Consider the following 15,286-nt stretch of genomic DNA (forward strand, 5'->3'; position numbering starts at 1 on the left):
TTCAGACTCCTTCCAGACGCCGCACGCGGGTCGTTCGCGGCAGCCCAAGCGCAAGGTCTGCGCAGGTAAACACAATGTCCACCCCTTGCGGAAAGGCAGCATGGTTGGCTTGCCATTGCGCCCAGAAGTCATCGGGCAGCCCGGCAATACACGCCGTCTGCGTATCCTGGATGCCAGGGCCTCGCCACTCGACAGCAGGCCCGGTCTCCAGCGACGGCACTTCCACCAGCAAGGTGGCGGAGCGCTCGGGTGATGCCACCAAGCCGGGCGGGAAACTGTCCAGCGCCGGCATGTTGCCCGCGTCGATGAGCACGGCGAAAGCAGCTTCATCCGGCATATCAGCCAGGCCTGCACCGGTATGAAAACGCAGCCAGCCTGAAGCACGCCCATCGTCCTGCTGCCACCAGACGGGGGTGTCGTGGTCGGTCAGGGCCAGCAGCAGGTGGGCCATGGCCGCGCCCAGGGCCAGACCCTCGACCGGGCTGCCAAGCGCAAAACGCCTGCCCGGCCGCGACAGGGCTTCGAGCACGCGGCGAAAAGCGGTTTGTGCGTCATGCACCGGGTCGACAAAACCGGCGCTGAGTTGGACAGACTGTTTCATGCCTGGCCCCGGACAAAGGTAAAGAATTCAACTTTCGAAGCCGCGGCTGCGCGGCTGGCAGCGTCGCGCTCCGCAGCCTGCTGCTTTGCCAGCGGCTCGACCACCAGGCGCATGATGTCCGCATGCCACTGGACGTCCTGCAACAGCGCGTCGAAGACAGCCATCAGTTCAACCTTGCGGCGATCACGCCCCAGGGCATAGCCCACCCCCAGCGCGCCGGAACCGACACGTATTGCGCATCGCGTCACACTGGCCTCGCCAAGATTGAAAGCGTCGCCGGTTCCGCCTACACGACCACGCAGCATGACCATGCCGGATTCGGCGGGCCGCACATGCGCCAGTGGCGGCAACTCTTCCAGGAAGAGCCGCGCCTTTTCCAGCTCTGGACGGGGCGCGCGTGCCAGCACGGCCAGCCAGCGCCTACGCGCCTCGTTGTCGGGATTCACGGTCTTTGTCATACAGATGTCTAAATCAGTCGCTAGAGTTGGGTCTGTCGCTGCAAACAGCCACAAGGGCTGCAGGAAGACCCTAGTTCAACCGGACAACATGACCAAATGATGACAAGCGAACGCCCTCTTTCCAGTGCGCCCGGCCGGCGCAGCGGTGTGGCTGTGTGGAAGCAGATAGCCGACACACTGAGCACCGAAATCCGCGACCGCGCCTTCACCGCGACCGGCCGCCTGCCCAGCGAAAACGAACTCTCCATACGTTTTGGCGTGAACCGCCATACCCTGCGCCAGGCCGTTGCCGCCTTGCAGCTTGATGGCCTGGTGCGCATCGAGCCGGGACGCGGTACTTTTGTCCAGCACGAACTGCTGGACTATGTGCTCTCGCGCCGTACGCGCTTTAGCGAAAACCTCCAGCGCCAGGGGCTGCTGCCGAGCAAGCAACTGCTCACCGCCAGGGAGATGCCTGCGCCCGAACGGGCAGCGCATGAACTGCGGTTGGACAAGGGCGCCAAGGTGTTGATGGTGGAGATGCTGGACGAAGCAAACGAGCAGCCGATAGCCCTGGCCACGGCCTACTACCCTGCAGCCCGCTTTGCGGGTTTGCTCGACATGCTGGGCAGCGGCACCTGCACCACCGACATCCTGCGCCATTTTGGCGTCGAGGACTATGTGCGTGCCGAAAGCCGCATCACCACCCAGATGCCCTCTGACGAAACCGCACGGCTGCTCAGGCAGCCGGCCACGCGGCCGGTGCTGTGCGTCGAATGCCTGGACGTGGACATGGCGGGTCAGGCCATCAAATATGGAGAAACCGTGTTTTGCGGCGACCGGGTCCAGCTGGTGGTTGGCACAGGGAATGACGCGGGAGAAGAGGCATGAGCGCGCGGTATGCCATTTATTTTGCGCCTTACCGACACTCTCCATGGTGGACCTTTGGCGCGCATTGGCTGGGCCGCAACGAACATGACAACACCGCGCTGCCCCAGCCGCAGCTGGAGGAAATCAGTGCAGCGGAACTGGCAGGCATCACTGCAGAACCCCGGCGTTACGGCTTTCACGCCACCCTGAAAGCGCCCTTTCGGCTGTCTGCTGCGCACACCGAACCGGATCTGGTGGCGCGCCTCGGGCGGCTGGCCCAGACACTGGCGCCAGTAGCGCTGGGATCGCTGCGCATCGCCACCCTGGGCAACTTCGTGGCCCTGGTCCCCGAGACCAGTCCCGCCGGCCTGCAGGCCCTGGCTGCAGCCTGCGTGAGCGGGCTGGATGAATTGCGTGCGCCACTGGAAGAGGCTGAACTTGCCCGCCGCCACGCCGCTGGCCTGGACGCCCGCGAAGCCGAACTGCTGGCCCTCTATGGATACCCCTATGTCATGGAGCGGTTCCGCCTGCACCTCACGCTGACGGGGCCGGTAGATGGTTCACTGGCACAGCGGGTCATACGCACAGCCGGCCCTGCCATTGCCCGCCTCAACAAGGAGGCGCCGCTGTCGCTGGACCGGCTCTGCCTGTTTGTGGAGCGGAGTCCGGGTGCGGCGTTTCAGCGCGTCATCGATGTCAGGCTGGGTGCATGAGCGGCCTGTGGGTGTTTGTCTGCGGGCCTTCCGGCGCCGGCAAGGACAGCGTCATCGACTCCGCGCAGAAAGTGCTCGGCGCGCGTACCGGCATTGTGTTTGCTCGCCGCATGGTCACGCGCGCCGCACATGCAGGCTCCGACCATGACCCGGTAAGCGCATCGGCCTTTACCGACCTGCTGCAGTCGGGCGGCTTGTGCTGGCACTGGCAGGCCCATGGCTTTTGTTATGGCATCGCCGGGCATTACGGCGACGCCGTACGGTCCGGATGCCTCGTGGTCGTCAACGGCTCACGCGCGCATGTAGAAAGCCTGCCGCCTTCCCCCGCCCTGCGGGTGGTCCGGATCAGTACCGACCCCGACCAGCTGGCATCCCGCCTGCTGCAGCGTGGCCGCGATACAGCCGCGGCCGTCGCCGACAGACTGGCACGCAATCTTCATTTCGCCGACATGCAGGCTGACTGCGTGATCGTCAACAACGGAGAACTGGCAGCCGCCGGCCACCAGCTGGCGGGCTATCTGGCCAGTGCGGTCCGGCCTGTGAGTGTGATCGACAGTACCCCGCACTTGGCCTGCATGAGAACCTCCACGTAGTAAGCCCAATCGGGCGGGCTCGCTGCAGGGTCCTTGGCCAGATCATCCCAGCGCCGGAGTGCCACCGCATCGGCGGCAAAAGGCTGTTCAATAAAGGCCGCCGCTTCCTCTTCTGAAAAGGAGCCGCCCTGCAGCGCCAGGCTGCGCACCGAGGCCGCCGACAGGCTGGAGCGGTAATGCCTGTCCACATGGCAAAGATAGCGCTTGGCATCCACATGCATGCGGATGGGCTCGAGCACGGCGTCCGGGAACACTCCGCGCAAAAATGGCAAGGCCAGGTACTGGTGCAAGTCATCACCAGCTGCGGACTTCGCCGATACCGGGGAGGACAGCAGATGGCCGAGGTCATGCAGCAATGCGGCTGCCGTCAACTCGGGTGACGCGCCCGCACGCTCCGCCAGGCAGGCGCACTGCAGGGCATGCTGCTGCTGACTGACCGCCTCGGAGCCGTATTGCACGGCGCCCTGCGTTTGAAACAGCTCCGTGATTTCTTCTATTTCCAGGGCCATGCCTTTTGACTCGCAGCGTATCGTGACTAATTGGTGTGAACAGGGCCTAAACGAGCGCCTTGCGGATGCGCGCCGAGATCAGGTCGATGACGCTCACAGTGACCACGATGATGATCATCACGGCGCAGGTTTCGGCGTACTGAAAGCCGCGGATGATTTCCCATAACACGACACCAATGCCGCCCGCGCCCACCATGCCGACCACGGAAGCGGAGCGCACATTGGACTCGAAGCGGTACAAGGTGTAGGAAATCCACAGCGGCAGCACCTGCGGAATCACGCCATAGCAAATTTCTTCCAGGACATTTGCGCCGGTGGCCCGTATGCCCTCGACCGGCTGCGGATCGATCGATTCGACGGCTTCCGAAAACAGCTTGGCGAGAATGCCGGTGGTGTGAACCCAGAGCGCCAGCACCCCGGCAAAAGGCCCCAGCCCCACCGCCACGATGAACAGCATGGCAAACACCATTTCATTGATGGCGCGTGCTGCGTCCATGAGCCGACGTACCGGCTGGCGCACCCAGACGGGCGCGATGTTCTCTGAGCACAGCAAACCCAGAGGGATGGCGCAGACTACGGCAAGGGCGGTGCCCCACAGCGCGATCTGCAACGTCACCACCATCTCCTCCAGGTAGTAACGCCACTCCTTGAAGTTGGGTGGGAAGAAGCTGGAGGCGTACTGCGCCATATTGCCGGAGTCGCGCCACAGGTCTGCCGGGCGCATTTCGGCGCCCTTCCACGACGCCGCAAGCAACGCGATCAGCACGCCCCAGGCCAGCAGCGCCACCAGGTTGGCGCGCGGCGGCGCCGGGGGAAGACCGGGCACGACGGAAAGATGCGGGTTATGGGCGTTCACGGCGTTGTTACCCGACCGATCAGCCGGCCTGCTGCAGCTCGGCCAGCTTCTTGTTGATGGCGTCGAGCTTGGTCGCCTTCTCCTGCGGATTAACCGTGGCGTCGGCCTCCAGCTTGGTCTTTTCCTTGAACAGCTCGAGTTGGCGAATGGGCGAAAGCTGCGCGTTGCTGGAGTCGCGGAAACCGCCGAGCACAAGCTTGTTCAGGATCGCCAGTTCACGGGCCGAGTCGCTGCCCTTGCCATAGGAAAGCAGGAAGGCCTTGATCTTTTGTTTGCTGCCCTCGTCCAGATCCTTGCGCCACACGATCGGGTCGCCCGCGATCAGCGGTGACTTCCACACGATGCGCAGCTTGGTAAAAACCTCGGGCGAACGCTTCTCGATGCGCTCCAGCACGTCGGAGCTGTGCACTGCGGCGTCGACCTGCTTGTTGGCCACGGCCATGATGTTGGATTCGTGGTTGGCGCCGCGAATGTTCTTGAAAGTGGCCTTGGGGTCGAGATTGTGCTTGGCGAAAACGTAGTAGCTGGGGACCAGGAAGCCCGAGGTGGAGTTGGGGTCGCCGATGCCGAAGCTCAGGTTCTTCGCATTCTTGAGCACATCGTCCAGCGTGTGGTACGGGCTGTCCTTGTGCACCGAGATCATCGACCAGTAGCCGATCGAGCCGTCCACATTGACGACCTGCGAGAACACTTCACCGTTCGCGCGGTCCACGGCTTCCATGGCCGACTTGTTGCCAAACCAGCCGACCTGCACCTTGCCGAAGCGCATGGCCTCGATCACGCCGGCGTAGTCGGGCGCGAAGAAGGCGTTGACCTTCAGGCCGGTGCGCTTTTCCATGTCTGCCAGCAGCGGCACCCAGTCCTGCTTCAGATTCTGGCTCGACTCGGTGGAAATGATGCCGAAGTTGATTTCCTTGGTGTCTTTGGTTTGGGCCCAGGCAGCCCCGGTGGTCGCAACGGCCAGCGCCAGCATGGCGACGAGTTTCTTGAACATGATGGGTTCCTTGTGAATGCGAGAAAGAAGAAAGAAGAAAGAAAGGGTTTCAGGCCGCCTGCGGCAGCGGCTGCGTCCAGGCCGGTACGGCCGGGGGCTTGCGGGCGCCATGCAAGCTGCCGATATGGTCGCCCAGCGAGAGGATTTCATGGGCTTCCGCGCCGTACAGTTCACGCAGCAACTGCGGCGTCAGCGCCGACGACGGGCCGTCGTAGACCACGCGGCCGTGGTGCAGTGCCACCGTGCGAGCGCAGTAGCGCATCGCCACGTTCACCTGGTGTAACGAGACGACCACCGTGCAGCCGTCCTCGCAATTGACCTTGGCCAGGATATCCATGACCTTGCGCGAAGATTCCGGGTCCAGCGACGCAATTGGCTCATCGGCCAGCAATACCTTGGCTCCCTGCACCATGGCGCGCGCAATGGCCGCGCGCTGCTGCTGCCCGCCCGACAGCGTGGACGCACGTTGCGCGCAACATTCGGCAATGCCGACACGGCGCAGGGCTTCGATGCCCCTGGCTCTTTCCTCAGATGTGAACCAGCGGATCAGACTGCGCCACATGGGCACCCTGTGCAGCGTGCCTGCCAGCACATTGATGATGACCGGCAGCCTGCCCACCAGATTGAACTGCTGGAAAACAAAGCCCACGCCGGATCGGACCGAGCGGATGTCGGAGGCAATCTTTCCGTCACGCTGGACGGTTCTGCCGTGGATCTCTATAGACCCCTTTGCATCTGTATCGCCGGCCATCAACCCGGCCATGTGCCTGAGCAGGGTGGATTTGCCGGAACCGGAAGCGCCGATCAGCGCAACCATCTCGCCCGGCGCAATGCTCAGGTCCACCTGCCGCAGGGCCTGACGGCCATTGCCGAAGGTCTTGCTCAGGGTATTGATTCGAATGGCAGCTTCCATGGTCTCTCCAAGTGTTGGGCCGTGTTGAATCTAGGGTCGCAATGTGTCGTTTTGATGTCAGTTCCGGCATCAGGAGCCTCCCGGGATACCCGATGCCTGCCTCCGGACAGGTCCGGCGCGAGCGGGGCACAATAAGCCCATGCCTTACCTCCCCGCTTTTATCGCCCCCTCCCGTTACACCGACCCCGTCGCCGCTCTGGCCCAGGTGCGGCTGATTTATGACCAGCAGATTGCGCACCTGCGTGACGCCATGCACCGTTATGTGGCAGGCGAAACCCTGTCCGGTCATGTGCGTGCCTGCTACCCCTTCGTGCGGGTTCACACCGAGACAGTGGCACGCGCCATTCTTGAAACACCCGATATCGCGCAACTCAGCTACGGTTTCGTGGCAGGGCCCGGCCGTTATGAGACCACGCTGACGCGGCCTGACCTGTACGGCAACTACTACTTGGAGCAATTCCGCCTGCTGCTGCAGAACCATTCGGTCGAACTGGAAGTGGGCACCAGCACCCAACCGATTCCGGTGCATTTTTCGTTTGCCGAACATGACCACATCGAAGGCAACCTGAGCGGGGACCGCCGCATGCTGATGCGCGATGTGTTCGACCTGCCGGACCTGGCCGCCATGGACGATGGCATTGCCAACGGAACCTATGAGCCTCGGCCCGGCGAGCCGCAGCCGTTGTCGCTGTTCACTGCCGCCCGGGTCGACTATTCATTGCAGCGCCTGCGCCACTACACCGGCACCTCGCCGGACTGGTTCCAGAACTTTGTGCTGTTCACCAACTACCAGTTCTACATCGACGAATTTGTGCGCCTGGGCCATGAGGAAATGTCACGCCCCGACAGCGACTACATCGCTTTTGTCGAGCCCGGCAATGTGGTGACGCGCCGCACGGGCTTGCCACCCATCACCGGCGACGAGCTGGGCATGGCGCCGCCGCGCCTGCCGCAAATGCCGGCCTACCACCTGATGCGCGCCGACCGCACCGGCATCAGCATGGTGAATATCGGCGTCGGCCCGGCCAATGCGAAGAACATCACCGACCACATTGCCGTGCTGCGCCCGCATGCCTGGATCATGCTGGGCCATTGCGCAGGCCTGCGCAACAGCCAGCAGCTCGGGGACTATGTGCTGGCGCACGGTTATGTACGGGAAGACCATGTGCTGGACGAAGAGCTGCCTCTGTGGGTGCCGATTCCCGCGCTGGCTGAAATTCAGGTGGCGCTGGAGCGCGCAGTGAAAGACGTGACTCATCTGGAAGGCCCTGATCTCAAGCGCATCATGCGCACAGGCACCGTGGCATCAACCGACAACCGCAACTGGGAACTGCTGCCGGGCAACCAGCCGCAGCGCCGTTTCAGCCAGAGCCGCGCGGTGGCGCTGGACATGGAAAGCGCCACGATTGCCGCCAACGGTTTCCGCTTCCGCGTTCCCTACGGCACGCTGCTGTGCGTCAGCGACAAACCGCTGCACGGCGAAATCAAGCTTCCGGGCATGGCCAACCACTTCTACCGCGAACGTGTAGACCAACACCTGCGCATCGGCATGCGTGCCATCGAGCTGCTGCGCGAGCAGGGCAGCACGCAGTTGCACAGCCGCAAGCTGCGCAGCTTTTCGGAAGTGGCGTTTCAATAGGCGCGTTGCCCGAAGTCAGTCGCGTCCAATGCGGGTGAGTTCGGCTACCTCGTTGATCGAGGATACCAAGTTGTTAGGTGATGGAGCTTTCGCCTCGAACCGAACGACGCGACGTAGTTCCGGTGAAAACCACACAATCGCTTCGTAAGGAGCCTGAGAAACCAAACGACTATTCCGATTTTCGACCCAGCCGCGCAGGTCAATGCGAATGGCACGGAACTCCCCAGCGGGTGTGCGAATGGGGCGCTCTCGATCAGCATTTGCAACCAGGTCATAGTGCACCGGCACGCCTGACATGCGGGTAGTAAAAGCCGTTCCCCAACTGCCTCGTGGCAATCTACCCCCCGGCATCCACCCACCCGGTGGCGTCGCCAGATCCAACTCACCCGCTATCGCCGTCACGATGCTTACCACTTCGCCGTTCTGCTTTTCAATGCGCGCACCATTGTTAAAAGAGATTTGTTTGTCGTCCGCGCGGTCAGCACGCAACAGCACGGTTTGTGATCGGCCGGTCATGCGGTCGGTAACAAGATAATCGAAAGTGTCGCCTGAACGCACCGGCCCGCGTGATGCCGCCTGGGACGGATTCACAGTTGCCGCGGGGGTGGTTGCCCCGGGAGCGCTGGGAACCGGGGAGGCGGAAGATTCTGATCCCACGCTCCCCGCTGCGGCCATTGCCGACCCCTGCTGCTCGTTACGTCGGTCAAAAAGACCGTCGTATCCGAACACAAGCCTCACCCAGGAGGGGTAGGTGTAAGCGGCACCGGAATTGTGGTCAACAAGCGCGCCAATGCCCCCGCCAATGATGAGGTTGCCAGCAAGACCGGCGTTGGCCCGCGAAACGAGGCGCCCGCTGGCCTCTGGCAGCCCCGGACTGGTACAGGTGATTCTCAGATCCTGCCCCGAGCGGCGTACTGGTGAGGTCCGGCCGGACTGCGCGTGCGTCGTCCCATGGTCGTTGACCAAGACGCAATCGGCATCGTCAATCAGTTCGCCTTTGGCGTTTTCGGTGTCGATACGCAAGGGCTGCGTCGTGCCGTGGGTAACGGACGCGCAACCCGAGCATAGAACAAGCAACACGCCCGCGGCGAATATCCATTTCATCGTCATCTCCCTTGTTTTAGATCAGGCGATTCTAAGGAGCTTTGGGTCCCGTCGCGGTCTTTGATGTGCGAAAAAAACCGCCTCCGTTGCAGGACAGCGATTCGCTATAACTTTAGTAGTTATCCGCGCCCGGCATTAAAGGGCTCGCGGCTCAAAAGGCCTGCCATCTTGCTCTTTTCCGAGTTCCGCGCGCATAAGCGGCAGATGCTGCGGATACGCACGCTGCATCAGGTCCACCAGCGCCTCGCGCAGATGGCAGCGCAGATCCCAGTTGCGGCCCGAGCTGCTGGAAGTCACGAGCAGTCGCAATTGCATGGCGCCTTCGCCGGCTTCGGTCACCTGCAGCTTGCACAGGCGGCCGTCCCAGTCGGAAGAGGCTTCGCACAGGCGCTGCGCTTCGGCGCGCAGCGGCTCAAGCGGCATGCGATAGTCCACCCACAGGAAAACGGTGCCAATGATGCTGGAACTGGCGCGGGTCCAGTTCTCGAACGGGTTCTCGATAAACCACTGCAGCGGAATGATCAGCCGGCGTTCGTCCCAGATTTTCAGCACCACATAGGTACCGGTGATTTCCTCCACCCGGCCCCACTCGCCCTGGACGACCACGACGTCGTCGATGCGGATGGGTTGCGCCAACGCAATCTGCAGCCCGGCAATCAGGTTGCTGAAAACCGGGCGTGCCGCAATACCGACCACCAACCCGACCACGCCGGCCGAGGCCAGCAAGCTGGCACCGAACTGACGGGCACCCGGGAAAGTCATGAGCATCAGAGCCAGACCGGTCAACAGGATGACAAACATGGCCGTGCGGGCCAGCATGCGGGTTTGGGTGTGGATGCGGCGCGCGTTCAGGTTGTCTTCCACCTCGACGGAGTGCAAACCTGTAACCCCGCGCGCCACGCCACGCACCGCGCGGAGCCCCAGCCAGGTCAGCGCCGTAATCAGCAACAGGCCATTGGCATGACGCACCCCGCCTATCATGGCCAAGTCGTCGGGCGCCCCCTGCCACACGGCTTGCAGCGCAATCAGGGGCAACAGCAACTGGGCCGGTGCCCTGGCGTGCTCGACCACCGTCGCGGCGACCGGCATGGTGCGCGTCAGCCGCACCAGCACGACCCCGCCCATGCGGTACACCAGCAAGGCCAGTATGACGGCGACGGCTGCAACCATCAAAAGGCGCGGCGACGAATCGTCGGCCCATGCCAGCAACCGCATCAGGTCGGCAGAATTCATCGCCACTCCCTCATGCCACGCGGGGTTTAACCAGGGAAGCGGCCAGCTTGGCATTGATGCGCGCGGTTTCCACATCGCCGTCAAAAGCCAGCGCCACGCCCATGCGGCGCTTGACAAAACTCTCGGGCTTGCCGAACAGGCGTATGTCGGTGTTCGGCACGCGCAGCGCGTCGGCCACGCCGTCAAACACAATGCCCTGCGCGTCGACACCGCCATAGATCACGGCACTGGCACCTGGGCTTTTCAGGGCCGTGTTGACCGGCAAGCCGAGAATGGCACGGGCATGCAGCTCGAACTCGTTTTGCCACTGCGTGCACATCGTCACCATGCCGGTGTCGTGCGGACGCGGGCTGACCTCGCTGAACCAGACCTGGTCGCCCTTGACAAAGAGTTCCACACCGAACAGCCCCAGGCCTCCTGGCTTGCCGTCGTGGCCGATGCCGAGGTTGTCTGTCACAGCCTTGCAGATCTCGCGGCTCTTCTGGAGGGCTTCCGAGGCCATCGGTTGCGGCTGCCAGCTTTCCACGTAGTCGCCGCTAACCTGCACGTGGCCGATGGGCTCGCAAAAATGGGTTTCGATCTGCCCATTGGCGCCCCTGGCCCGCACGGTGAGCTGGGTGATTTCATAGTCAAAGTCGATGAAGCCCTCGACGATGACCCGGCCGTGGCTCACGCGGCCGCCGGCCATGGCGTAATCCCACGCCGTCTTCACATCCGCGGGGCCGCTGATCTTGCTCTGGCCCTTGCCGGAGGAGCTCATCACCGGCTTGACAACGCAGGGGTAGCCGATTTTGCTGTCGATGGCGGCCTGCAGCTCGGCCAGCGAATCGCAAAACACATAAGGGCTGGTCGGCAGGCCCAGGGTTTCGGCGGCCAGGCGGCGAATGCCTTCACGGTCCATGGTCAGGCGCGCGGCCCGCGCTGTGGGCACCACGCGCACCACACCCGCCGCTTCGAGTTCTTCCAGCATGGGCGTGGCAATCGCTTCGATCTCGGGCACCACCAGGTGCGGCCGCTCTTTTTCAATCAACGCCTTGAGCTGGGCCGGATCGCTCATGGTGATGGTGCGTGCATGGTGCGCCACCTGCTGGCCGGGCGCGTTGTCATAACGGTCAGTAGCAATGGTTTCCACGCCCAGGCGCTGCAGGGCTATCAGCACCTCCTTGCCGAGCTCGCCGGAGCCGAGCAGCATGACTTTGGTTGCGTGGGGAGACAGGGGGGTGCCGAAAGTGGTCATGGAATATGCGGGGAGTGAAGAGTCAATGGTCAGGGGCCGAAGGCGCATCGCAGGGAATGACGCGCCGTAGCAAACACTTTACTGCACCCGTTGTGCCTGCACTTAACCTTACCAGCGCAGGGTTTACGTCCTCCAGATAATAATAATTCTCATTGCCTACAGCCCCGCACTTCGCGTGACGCTCTACGAAAGCCTGTGTGACCAACATTCCCGCCGCTCCCTCTTCTTCTGCCACCGCTTCCCGCAACGACTCCGGCACAGGCGAAGCCCCCAAACGCCAGCGCCGTCCGCCGCGCCGCGTGGAAGTGCGCCGTGTCGAAGTGCTGAGCCCGGCCATGCGCCGCATCACGCTGGCCGGTGCCGAGCTCGAAGGTTTCATGCCGGCCGGGCCTGCCAGTTATATCAAGCTGATCTTCCCGGAGCCCGGGCAAACCGAGCCGACCCGGCCGCTGCCGGATGGCCCGCGCGCTGTCTCCATGCGCACCTACACACCGCTGGCGATCAGGCCCGAGGCCCTGGAGGTGGATGTCGATTTTGTGCTGCACGGCGAAGGCCCCGCCTCGACCTGGGCGGCGCAGGCCACCGTGGGCCAGGTGCTGTTCCTGATGGGCCCCGGCCCCGGCTACACGCTGGACCCCGCAGTTGCGCAGCACCTGCTGATCGCCGACGACAGCGCGCTGCCGGCGGTGGAAACCATCCTGGCCGCCCTGCCTGCCACGGCCCGCGCACAGGTGCTGCTGGAAGTAATCAGCCATGCCGAGCAGCGTCCGCTGCACAGTGCTGCGCAGCTTGACGTGAGCTGGCTGCCACGCGGTACCGACCACCGGGCTGCAGGCGAACCTCTCATCAAGGCTTTGCGTGCCCTGTCACCGATTGCGGCGAAAGCACGCGTTTACCTCGCGTGCGAAGCAGCGGCGATGCGCCGCATCCGCCAGTTGCTGATCGATGAGCTGGGCGTGAGCCGCGGCCAGATCGTGGGCCGCGGTTACTGGAAACTCGACGTGGTGAACCACCCCGACCACGATTACGGTGACGACGCCTGACACCGGATACCGGTCCGTCCATCCGACGGGGCCGGCCGCAGATAGGCAACAATAGCCGGATGAGCCCTTTCCTTCTTCAGATCCGGGGCCTCACCAAACACTACGGCAGCGCCGTGGTTGTTGATGACCTGTCGTTCGAGATCGCGCCCGGCGAATGTCTGGGGGTGATCGGCCCAAACGGCGCCGGAAAGACCACCAGTATCCGCATGTGCCTGGGTCTGACAGCACCCGACGCCGGCGACATCACCTATTTCCTCAATGGCGACGGCCATGGCCTGCGCATGCCGGCGGATGCGCTGGCCATCAAGGCCAGGCTGGGCGTGGTCAGCCAGTTCGATACGCTGGACCCGGACTTCAGCTGCGCCGAAAACCTGCAGGTCTATGGGCGTTATTTCGGTATGAAGGCGGCCGAGGTACGCGCGCGGGTGCCCGGGCTGCTGGAGTTTGCTTCGCTGTCGCACAAGGCTGCCAGCAAGCCCGGTGAGTTGTCGGGAGGCATGCGGCGCCGCCTGAGCCTGGCGCGGGCGCTGGTCAATGACCCGCGCCTGCTGCTGCTTGACGAGCCGACCACTGGGCTGGACCCGCAGGCGCGCCACCTGATGTGGGAGCGCCTGCAACTGCTGTTGCAGCAAGGCAAGTCGATTCTGCTGACCACCCATTTCATGGACGAAGCCGAGCGCCTGTGCTCACGCCTGCTGGTGCTGGACCACGGTAAAAAAATTGCCGAGGGCCGGCCAAGGGAGCTGATCGCCCAACACCTGGAACCCGACGTGGTGGAGGTGTATGGCGTGGGGGCGCTGGATCTCGCCAGGTCTGAAGAACATGCGGCACTCCGGGCGCTGGCCGCGCGGGTGGAGGTCAGCGGCGAGACCGTGTTTTTCTACACGCAGGATGCCCGCCCGCTGCTGGCCCTGCTGGCAGCGCACAGCCAGCTGCGCACCCTGCACCGGCCTGCCAACCTGGAAGACCTTTTTCTCAAACTCACAGGCCGCCAAATTAGAGAAGACGCGTGATGGACAAATCGAACGAAGCCCACGAAGGAGACCCTCAGGTCGAAAAAGCGACTCGTGCGGCGACTCCGTCCCCACCAGCCGGGGCCGCGGAACCGGCTTTGCCGGGCCGCAGGCGCAGCGCCCCCTCGGGGGGCAGTGAAGTACACGAAGTGACGAACGTGGGGGCCCTATCGCTTTGGAGAACGCCAGATTTGTCGGCGCGCTGGTGGCCCGTCTTCATGCGCAACCTGCTGGTCTGGCGCAAGCTGGCCATTCCCAGCCTGGTCGGCAACATTGCCGAGCCGCTGATGTGGCTGGTGGCTTTCGGTTATGGCATGGGCGCGCTGGTTGGTGAAGTCAGCGTGGGCGGCGACGGCGCGGCCAAAATCCCCTACATCCTGTTCCTGGCCAGTGGCTCGATCTGCATGAGCGCCATGAACGCTGCCAGCTTCGAGGCCCTGTATTCCGCGTTTTCACGCATGCATGTGCAGAAAACCTGGGACGGCATCATGAACGCCCCGGTCAGTCTGGACAGCGTGCTGCTGGCCGAAATGTTATGGGCCGCTTTCAAGGCCCTGTTCACGGTGACCGCCATCCTGGGCGTGATGCTGGTCCTGGGCATCAGCCATAGCCCCAAGCTGCTGCTGGCGTGGCCCATCTTGTTGCTGGTCGGCATGATGTTCTCGTGCATCGCGCTGATCTTCAATGCGCTGGCCAAGGGCTACGACTTCTTCACCTATTACTTCACGCTGGTGCTGACGCCCATGATGTTCCTGAGCGGCATATTCTTTCCGCGCGAACAGCTCCCGACCGTGGTGCGCATCATCTCGGACTGGCTGCCGCTGACCAATGCGGTGGAAATCATCCGCCCGATGTTCATGGACCAGTGGCCGGCCTCGCCCTGGCGTCACGGGCTGGTGCTGCTGGGCTACACGGTGGCTGGCTTCTGGGTGGCGCTGGCCTTGACGCGCAGGCGCTTTCGGAGCTGAAAACAGCCGCGCGCGCCCGCCTGGTGCTTTTATACTTTGGCGGCATGAACATCCCCACGCCCGCCTCGCTGCTGTCGCCCGAGCTGATCGCCATGATGGACAAGGGCGTGTCGGTCAACGTGAGCTCTTGCAGCCTCGAGCTGCGACCGAGCATCATGCGGGCGGTGGGCAGCGCCATCACAGCCGGCTGCCAGACGGTCACGGTCTACGTGTCGCGACCCCAGTCCCGCCAGCTGATTCAGGACATTGCAACCACCGGCCGCATCGCCGTCGTGTTTTCGGAGCCGGCAACACACCGCACCGTCCAAATCAAAGCCAGCGGCGCCCGCATCCGCTGTGCAGAGCCCTCCGACGAAGCCGCGCTGGCGCGCTACCTGGCGTCGATGGAGCAGGAAGTCGAACGGGTGGGGTACGGCCCTGCATTCACCCGAGCCATGCTGGCCCATCGGTTGGAGGACGTGGTGGCCATCAGTTTCGAACCCTCGCAGGCTTTTGACCAGACGCCGGGCCCCAGGGCAGGAACGGCCCTGAACCCCAGACCTTCAAGCGCAGCATGATCCCGC

General features: G+C 63.5%; 17 protein-coding genes. 8 read left to right on the forward strand and 9 right to left on the reverse strand.

Annotated features, from left to right (window positions below):
* Position 1: 1 nt before the first annotated feature.
* Both phnH and phnG read right to left on the reverse strand, forming a co-directional pair.
* Complete coding sequence (gene phnH / locus B0B52_RS04360; protein ID WP_077592404.1) at positions 2–601, reverse strand: phosphonate C-P lyase system protein PhnH; 600 nt, start codon at positions 599–601, stop codon at positions 2–4.
* Positions 598–1,059 (reverse strand): phosphonate C-P lyase system protein PhnG, encoded by a 462-nt coding sequence (phnG, locus tag B0B52_RS04365; protein ID WP_077592405.1) that lies wholly within the window; start codon positions 1,057–1,059, stop codon positions 598–600. The genes phnH and phnG overlap by 4 nt, the downstream gene beginning before the upstream one ends.
* A 96-nt stretch (positions 1,060–1,155) precedes the next feature.
* Between phnG and phnF the strand changes: the two genes are divergently transcribed.
* Genes phnF through phnN form a run of 3 tightly spaced genes read left to right on the forward strand, consistent with a single transcriptional unit; the run spans position 1,156 to position 3,214 of the window.
* Positions 1,156–1,929 (forward strand): phosphonate metabolism transcriptional regulator PhnF, encoded by a 774-nt coding sequence (gene phnF, locus B0B52_RS04370; RefSeq protein ID WP_254425635.1) that lies wholly within the window; start codon positions 1,156–1,158, stop codon positions 1,927–1,929.
* Positions 1,926–2,621, forward strand: coding sequence for a DUF1045 domain-containing protein (locus tag B0B52_RS04375; RefSeq protein WP_077592406.1), 696 nt, complete (start codon positions 1,926–1,928; stop codon positions 2,619–2,621). The genes phnF and B0B52_RS04375 overlap by 4 nt, the downstream gene beginning before the upstream one ends.
* Positions 2,618–3,214, forward strand: coding sequence for a phosphonate metabolism protein/1,5-bisphosphokinase (PRPP-forming) PhnN (phnN, locus tag B0B52_RS04380; RefSeq protein ID WP_077592407.1), 597 nt, complete (start codon positions 2,618–2,620; stop codon positions 3,212–3,214). Before B0B52_RS04375 ends, phnN begins: the two co-directional genes overlap by 4 nt.
* Here phnN and B0B52_RS04385 read toward each other — a convergent pair.
* From B0B52_RS04385 to phnC, 4 genes are read right to left on the reverse strand one after another with little or no spacing between them, the layout of a single operon-like run.
* The gene (locus tag B0B52_RS04385; RefSeq protein ID WP_077592408.1) at positions 3,136–3,723 is read right to left on the reverse strand and encodes a phosphonate degradation HD-domain oxygenase; all 588 of its coding nucleotides are present in this window, start codon (positions 3,721–3,723) and stop codon (positions 3,136–3,138) included. The two genes, phnN and B0B52_RS04385, sit on opposite strands and share 79 nt — an antisense overlap.
* Before the next feature lie 46 nt (positions 3,724–3,769).
* On the reverse strand, positions 3,770–4,579 hold the full coding sequence (gene phnE / locus B0B52_RS04390) for a phosphonate ABC transporter, permease protein PhnE (protein ID WP_077592409.1): 810 nt from the start codon (positions 4,577–4,579) through the stop codon (positions 3,770–3,772).
* A 19-nt stretch (positions 4,580–4,598) separates the two neighbouring features.
* Positions 4,599–5,573 (reverse strand): phosphonate ABC transporter substrate-binding protein, encoded by a 975-nt coding sequence (gene phnD / locus B0B52_RS04395; protein ID WP_077592410.1) that lies wholly within the window; start codon positions 5,571–5,573, stop codon positions 4,599–4,601.
* 49 nt (positions 5,574–5,622) lie between these two features.
* The gene (gene phnC / locus B0B52_RS04400; RefSeq protein ID WP_077592411.1) at positions 5,623–6,486 is read right to left on the reverse strand and encodes a phosphonate ABC transporter ATP-binding protein; all 864 of its coding nucleotides are present in this window, start codon (positions 6,484–6,486) and stop codon (positions 5,623–5,625) included.
* A gap of 139 nt (positions 6,487–6,625) precedes the next feature.
* Here phnC and B0B52_RS04405 point away from each other — a divergent pair, with 139 nt between their 5' ends.
* Complete coding sequence (locus B0B52_RS04405) at positions 6,626–8,125, forward strand: AMP nucleosidase (RefSeq protein WP_077592412.1); 1,500 nt, start codon at positions 6,626–6,628, stop codon at positions 8,123–8,125.
* Between the two features lie 15 nt (positions 8,126–8,140).
* On the opposite strand, the gene B0B52_RS22545 is transcribed toward B0B52_RS04405, so the two are convergent.
* The 3 genes from B0B52_RS22545 to purT all read right to left on the reverse strand — a co-directional run bounded on the left by B0B52_RS22545 (position 8,141) and on the right by purT (position 11,699).
* A complete protein-coding gene (locus tag B0B52_RS22545) occupies positions 8,141–9,229 on the reverse strand; it encodes a FimV family protein (protein ID WP_174575469.1) in 1,089 nt (362 codons plus the stop codon).
* A gap of 135 nt (positions 9,230–9,364) precedes the next feature.
* Positions 9,365–10,462 carry a mechanosensitive ion channel family protein gene (locus tag B0B52_RS04415; RefSeq protein WP_077592413.1) on the reverse strand — a complete coding sequence of 366 codons (1,098 nt, stop codon included), beginning with the start codon at positions 10,460–10,462 and terminating at the stop codon, positions 9,365–9,367.
* Positions 10,463–10,472: 10 nt separating this feature from the next.
* On the reverse strand, positions 10,473–11,699 hold the full coding sequence (purT, locus tag B0B52_RS04420) for a formate-dependent phosphoribosylglycinamide formyltransferase (RefSeq protein WP_077592583.1): 1,227 nt from the start codon (positions 11,697–11,699) through the stop codon (positions 10,473–10,475).
* A 197-nt stretch (positions 11,700–11,896) separates the two neighbouring features.
* Here purT and B0B52_RS04425 point away from each other — a divergent pair, with 197 nt between their 5' ends.
* From B0B52_RS04425 to B0B52_RS04445, 4 genes are all read left to right on the forward strand, one after another.
* Positions 11,897–12,742, forward strand: a complete 846-nt coding sequence (locus B0B52_RS04425; RefSeq protein ID WP_077592414.1) for a siderophore-interacting protein — start codon at positions 11,897–11,899, stop codon at positions 12,740–12,742.
* Between the two features lie 59 nt (positions 12,743–12,801).
* Entirely contained in the window at positions 12,802–13,755 is a 954-nt protein-coding gene (locus B0B52_RS04430) for an ATP-binding cassette domain-containing protein (protein ID WP_077592415.1), read from the forward strand.
* A gap of 218 nt (positions 13,756–13,973) precedes the next feature.
* On the forward strand, positions 13,974–14,723 hold the full coding sequence (locus B0B52_RS04440; RefSeq protein ID WP_077592584.1) for an ABC transporter permease: 750 nt from the start codon (positions 13,974–13,976) through the stop codon (positions 14,721–14,723).
* Between the two features lie 44 nt (positions 14,724–14,767).
* A complete protein-coding gene (locus B0B52_RS04445) occupies positions 14,768–15,280 on the forward strand; it encodes a hypothetical protein (RefSeq protein WP_077592585.1) in 513 nt (170 codons plus the stop codon).
* The last annotated feature ends 6 nt before the right edge of the window (positions 15,281–15,286 follow it).

Origin of the sequence: Polaromonas sp. A23, from assembly GCF_002001015.1 — a bacterium.
Taxonomy (GTDB): domain Bacteria; phylum Pseudomonadota; class Gammaproteobacteria; order Burkholderiales; family Burkholderiaceae_C; genus Polaromonas.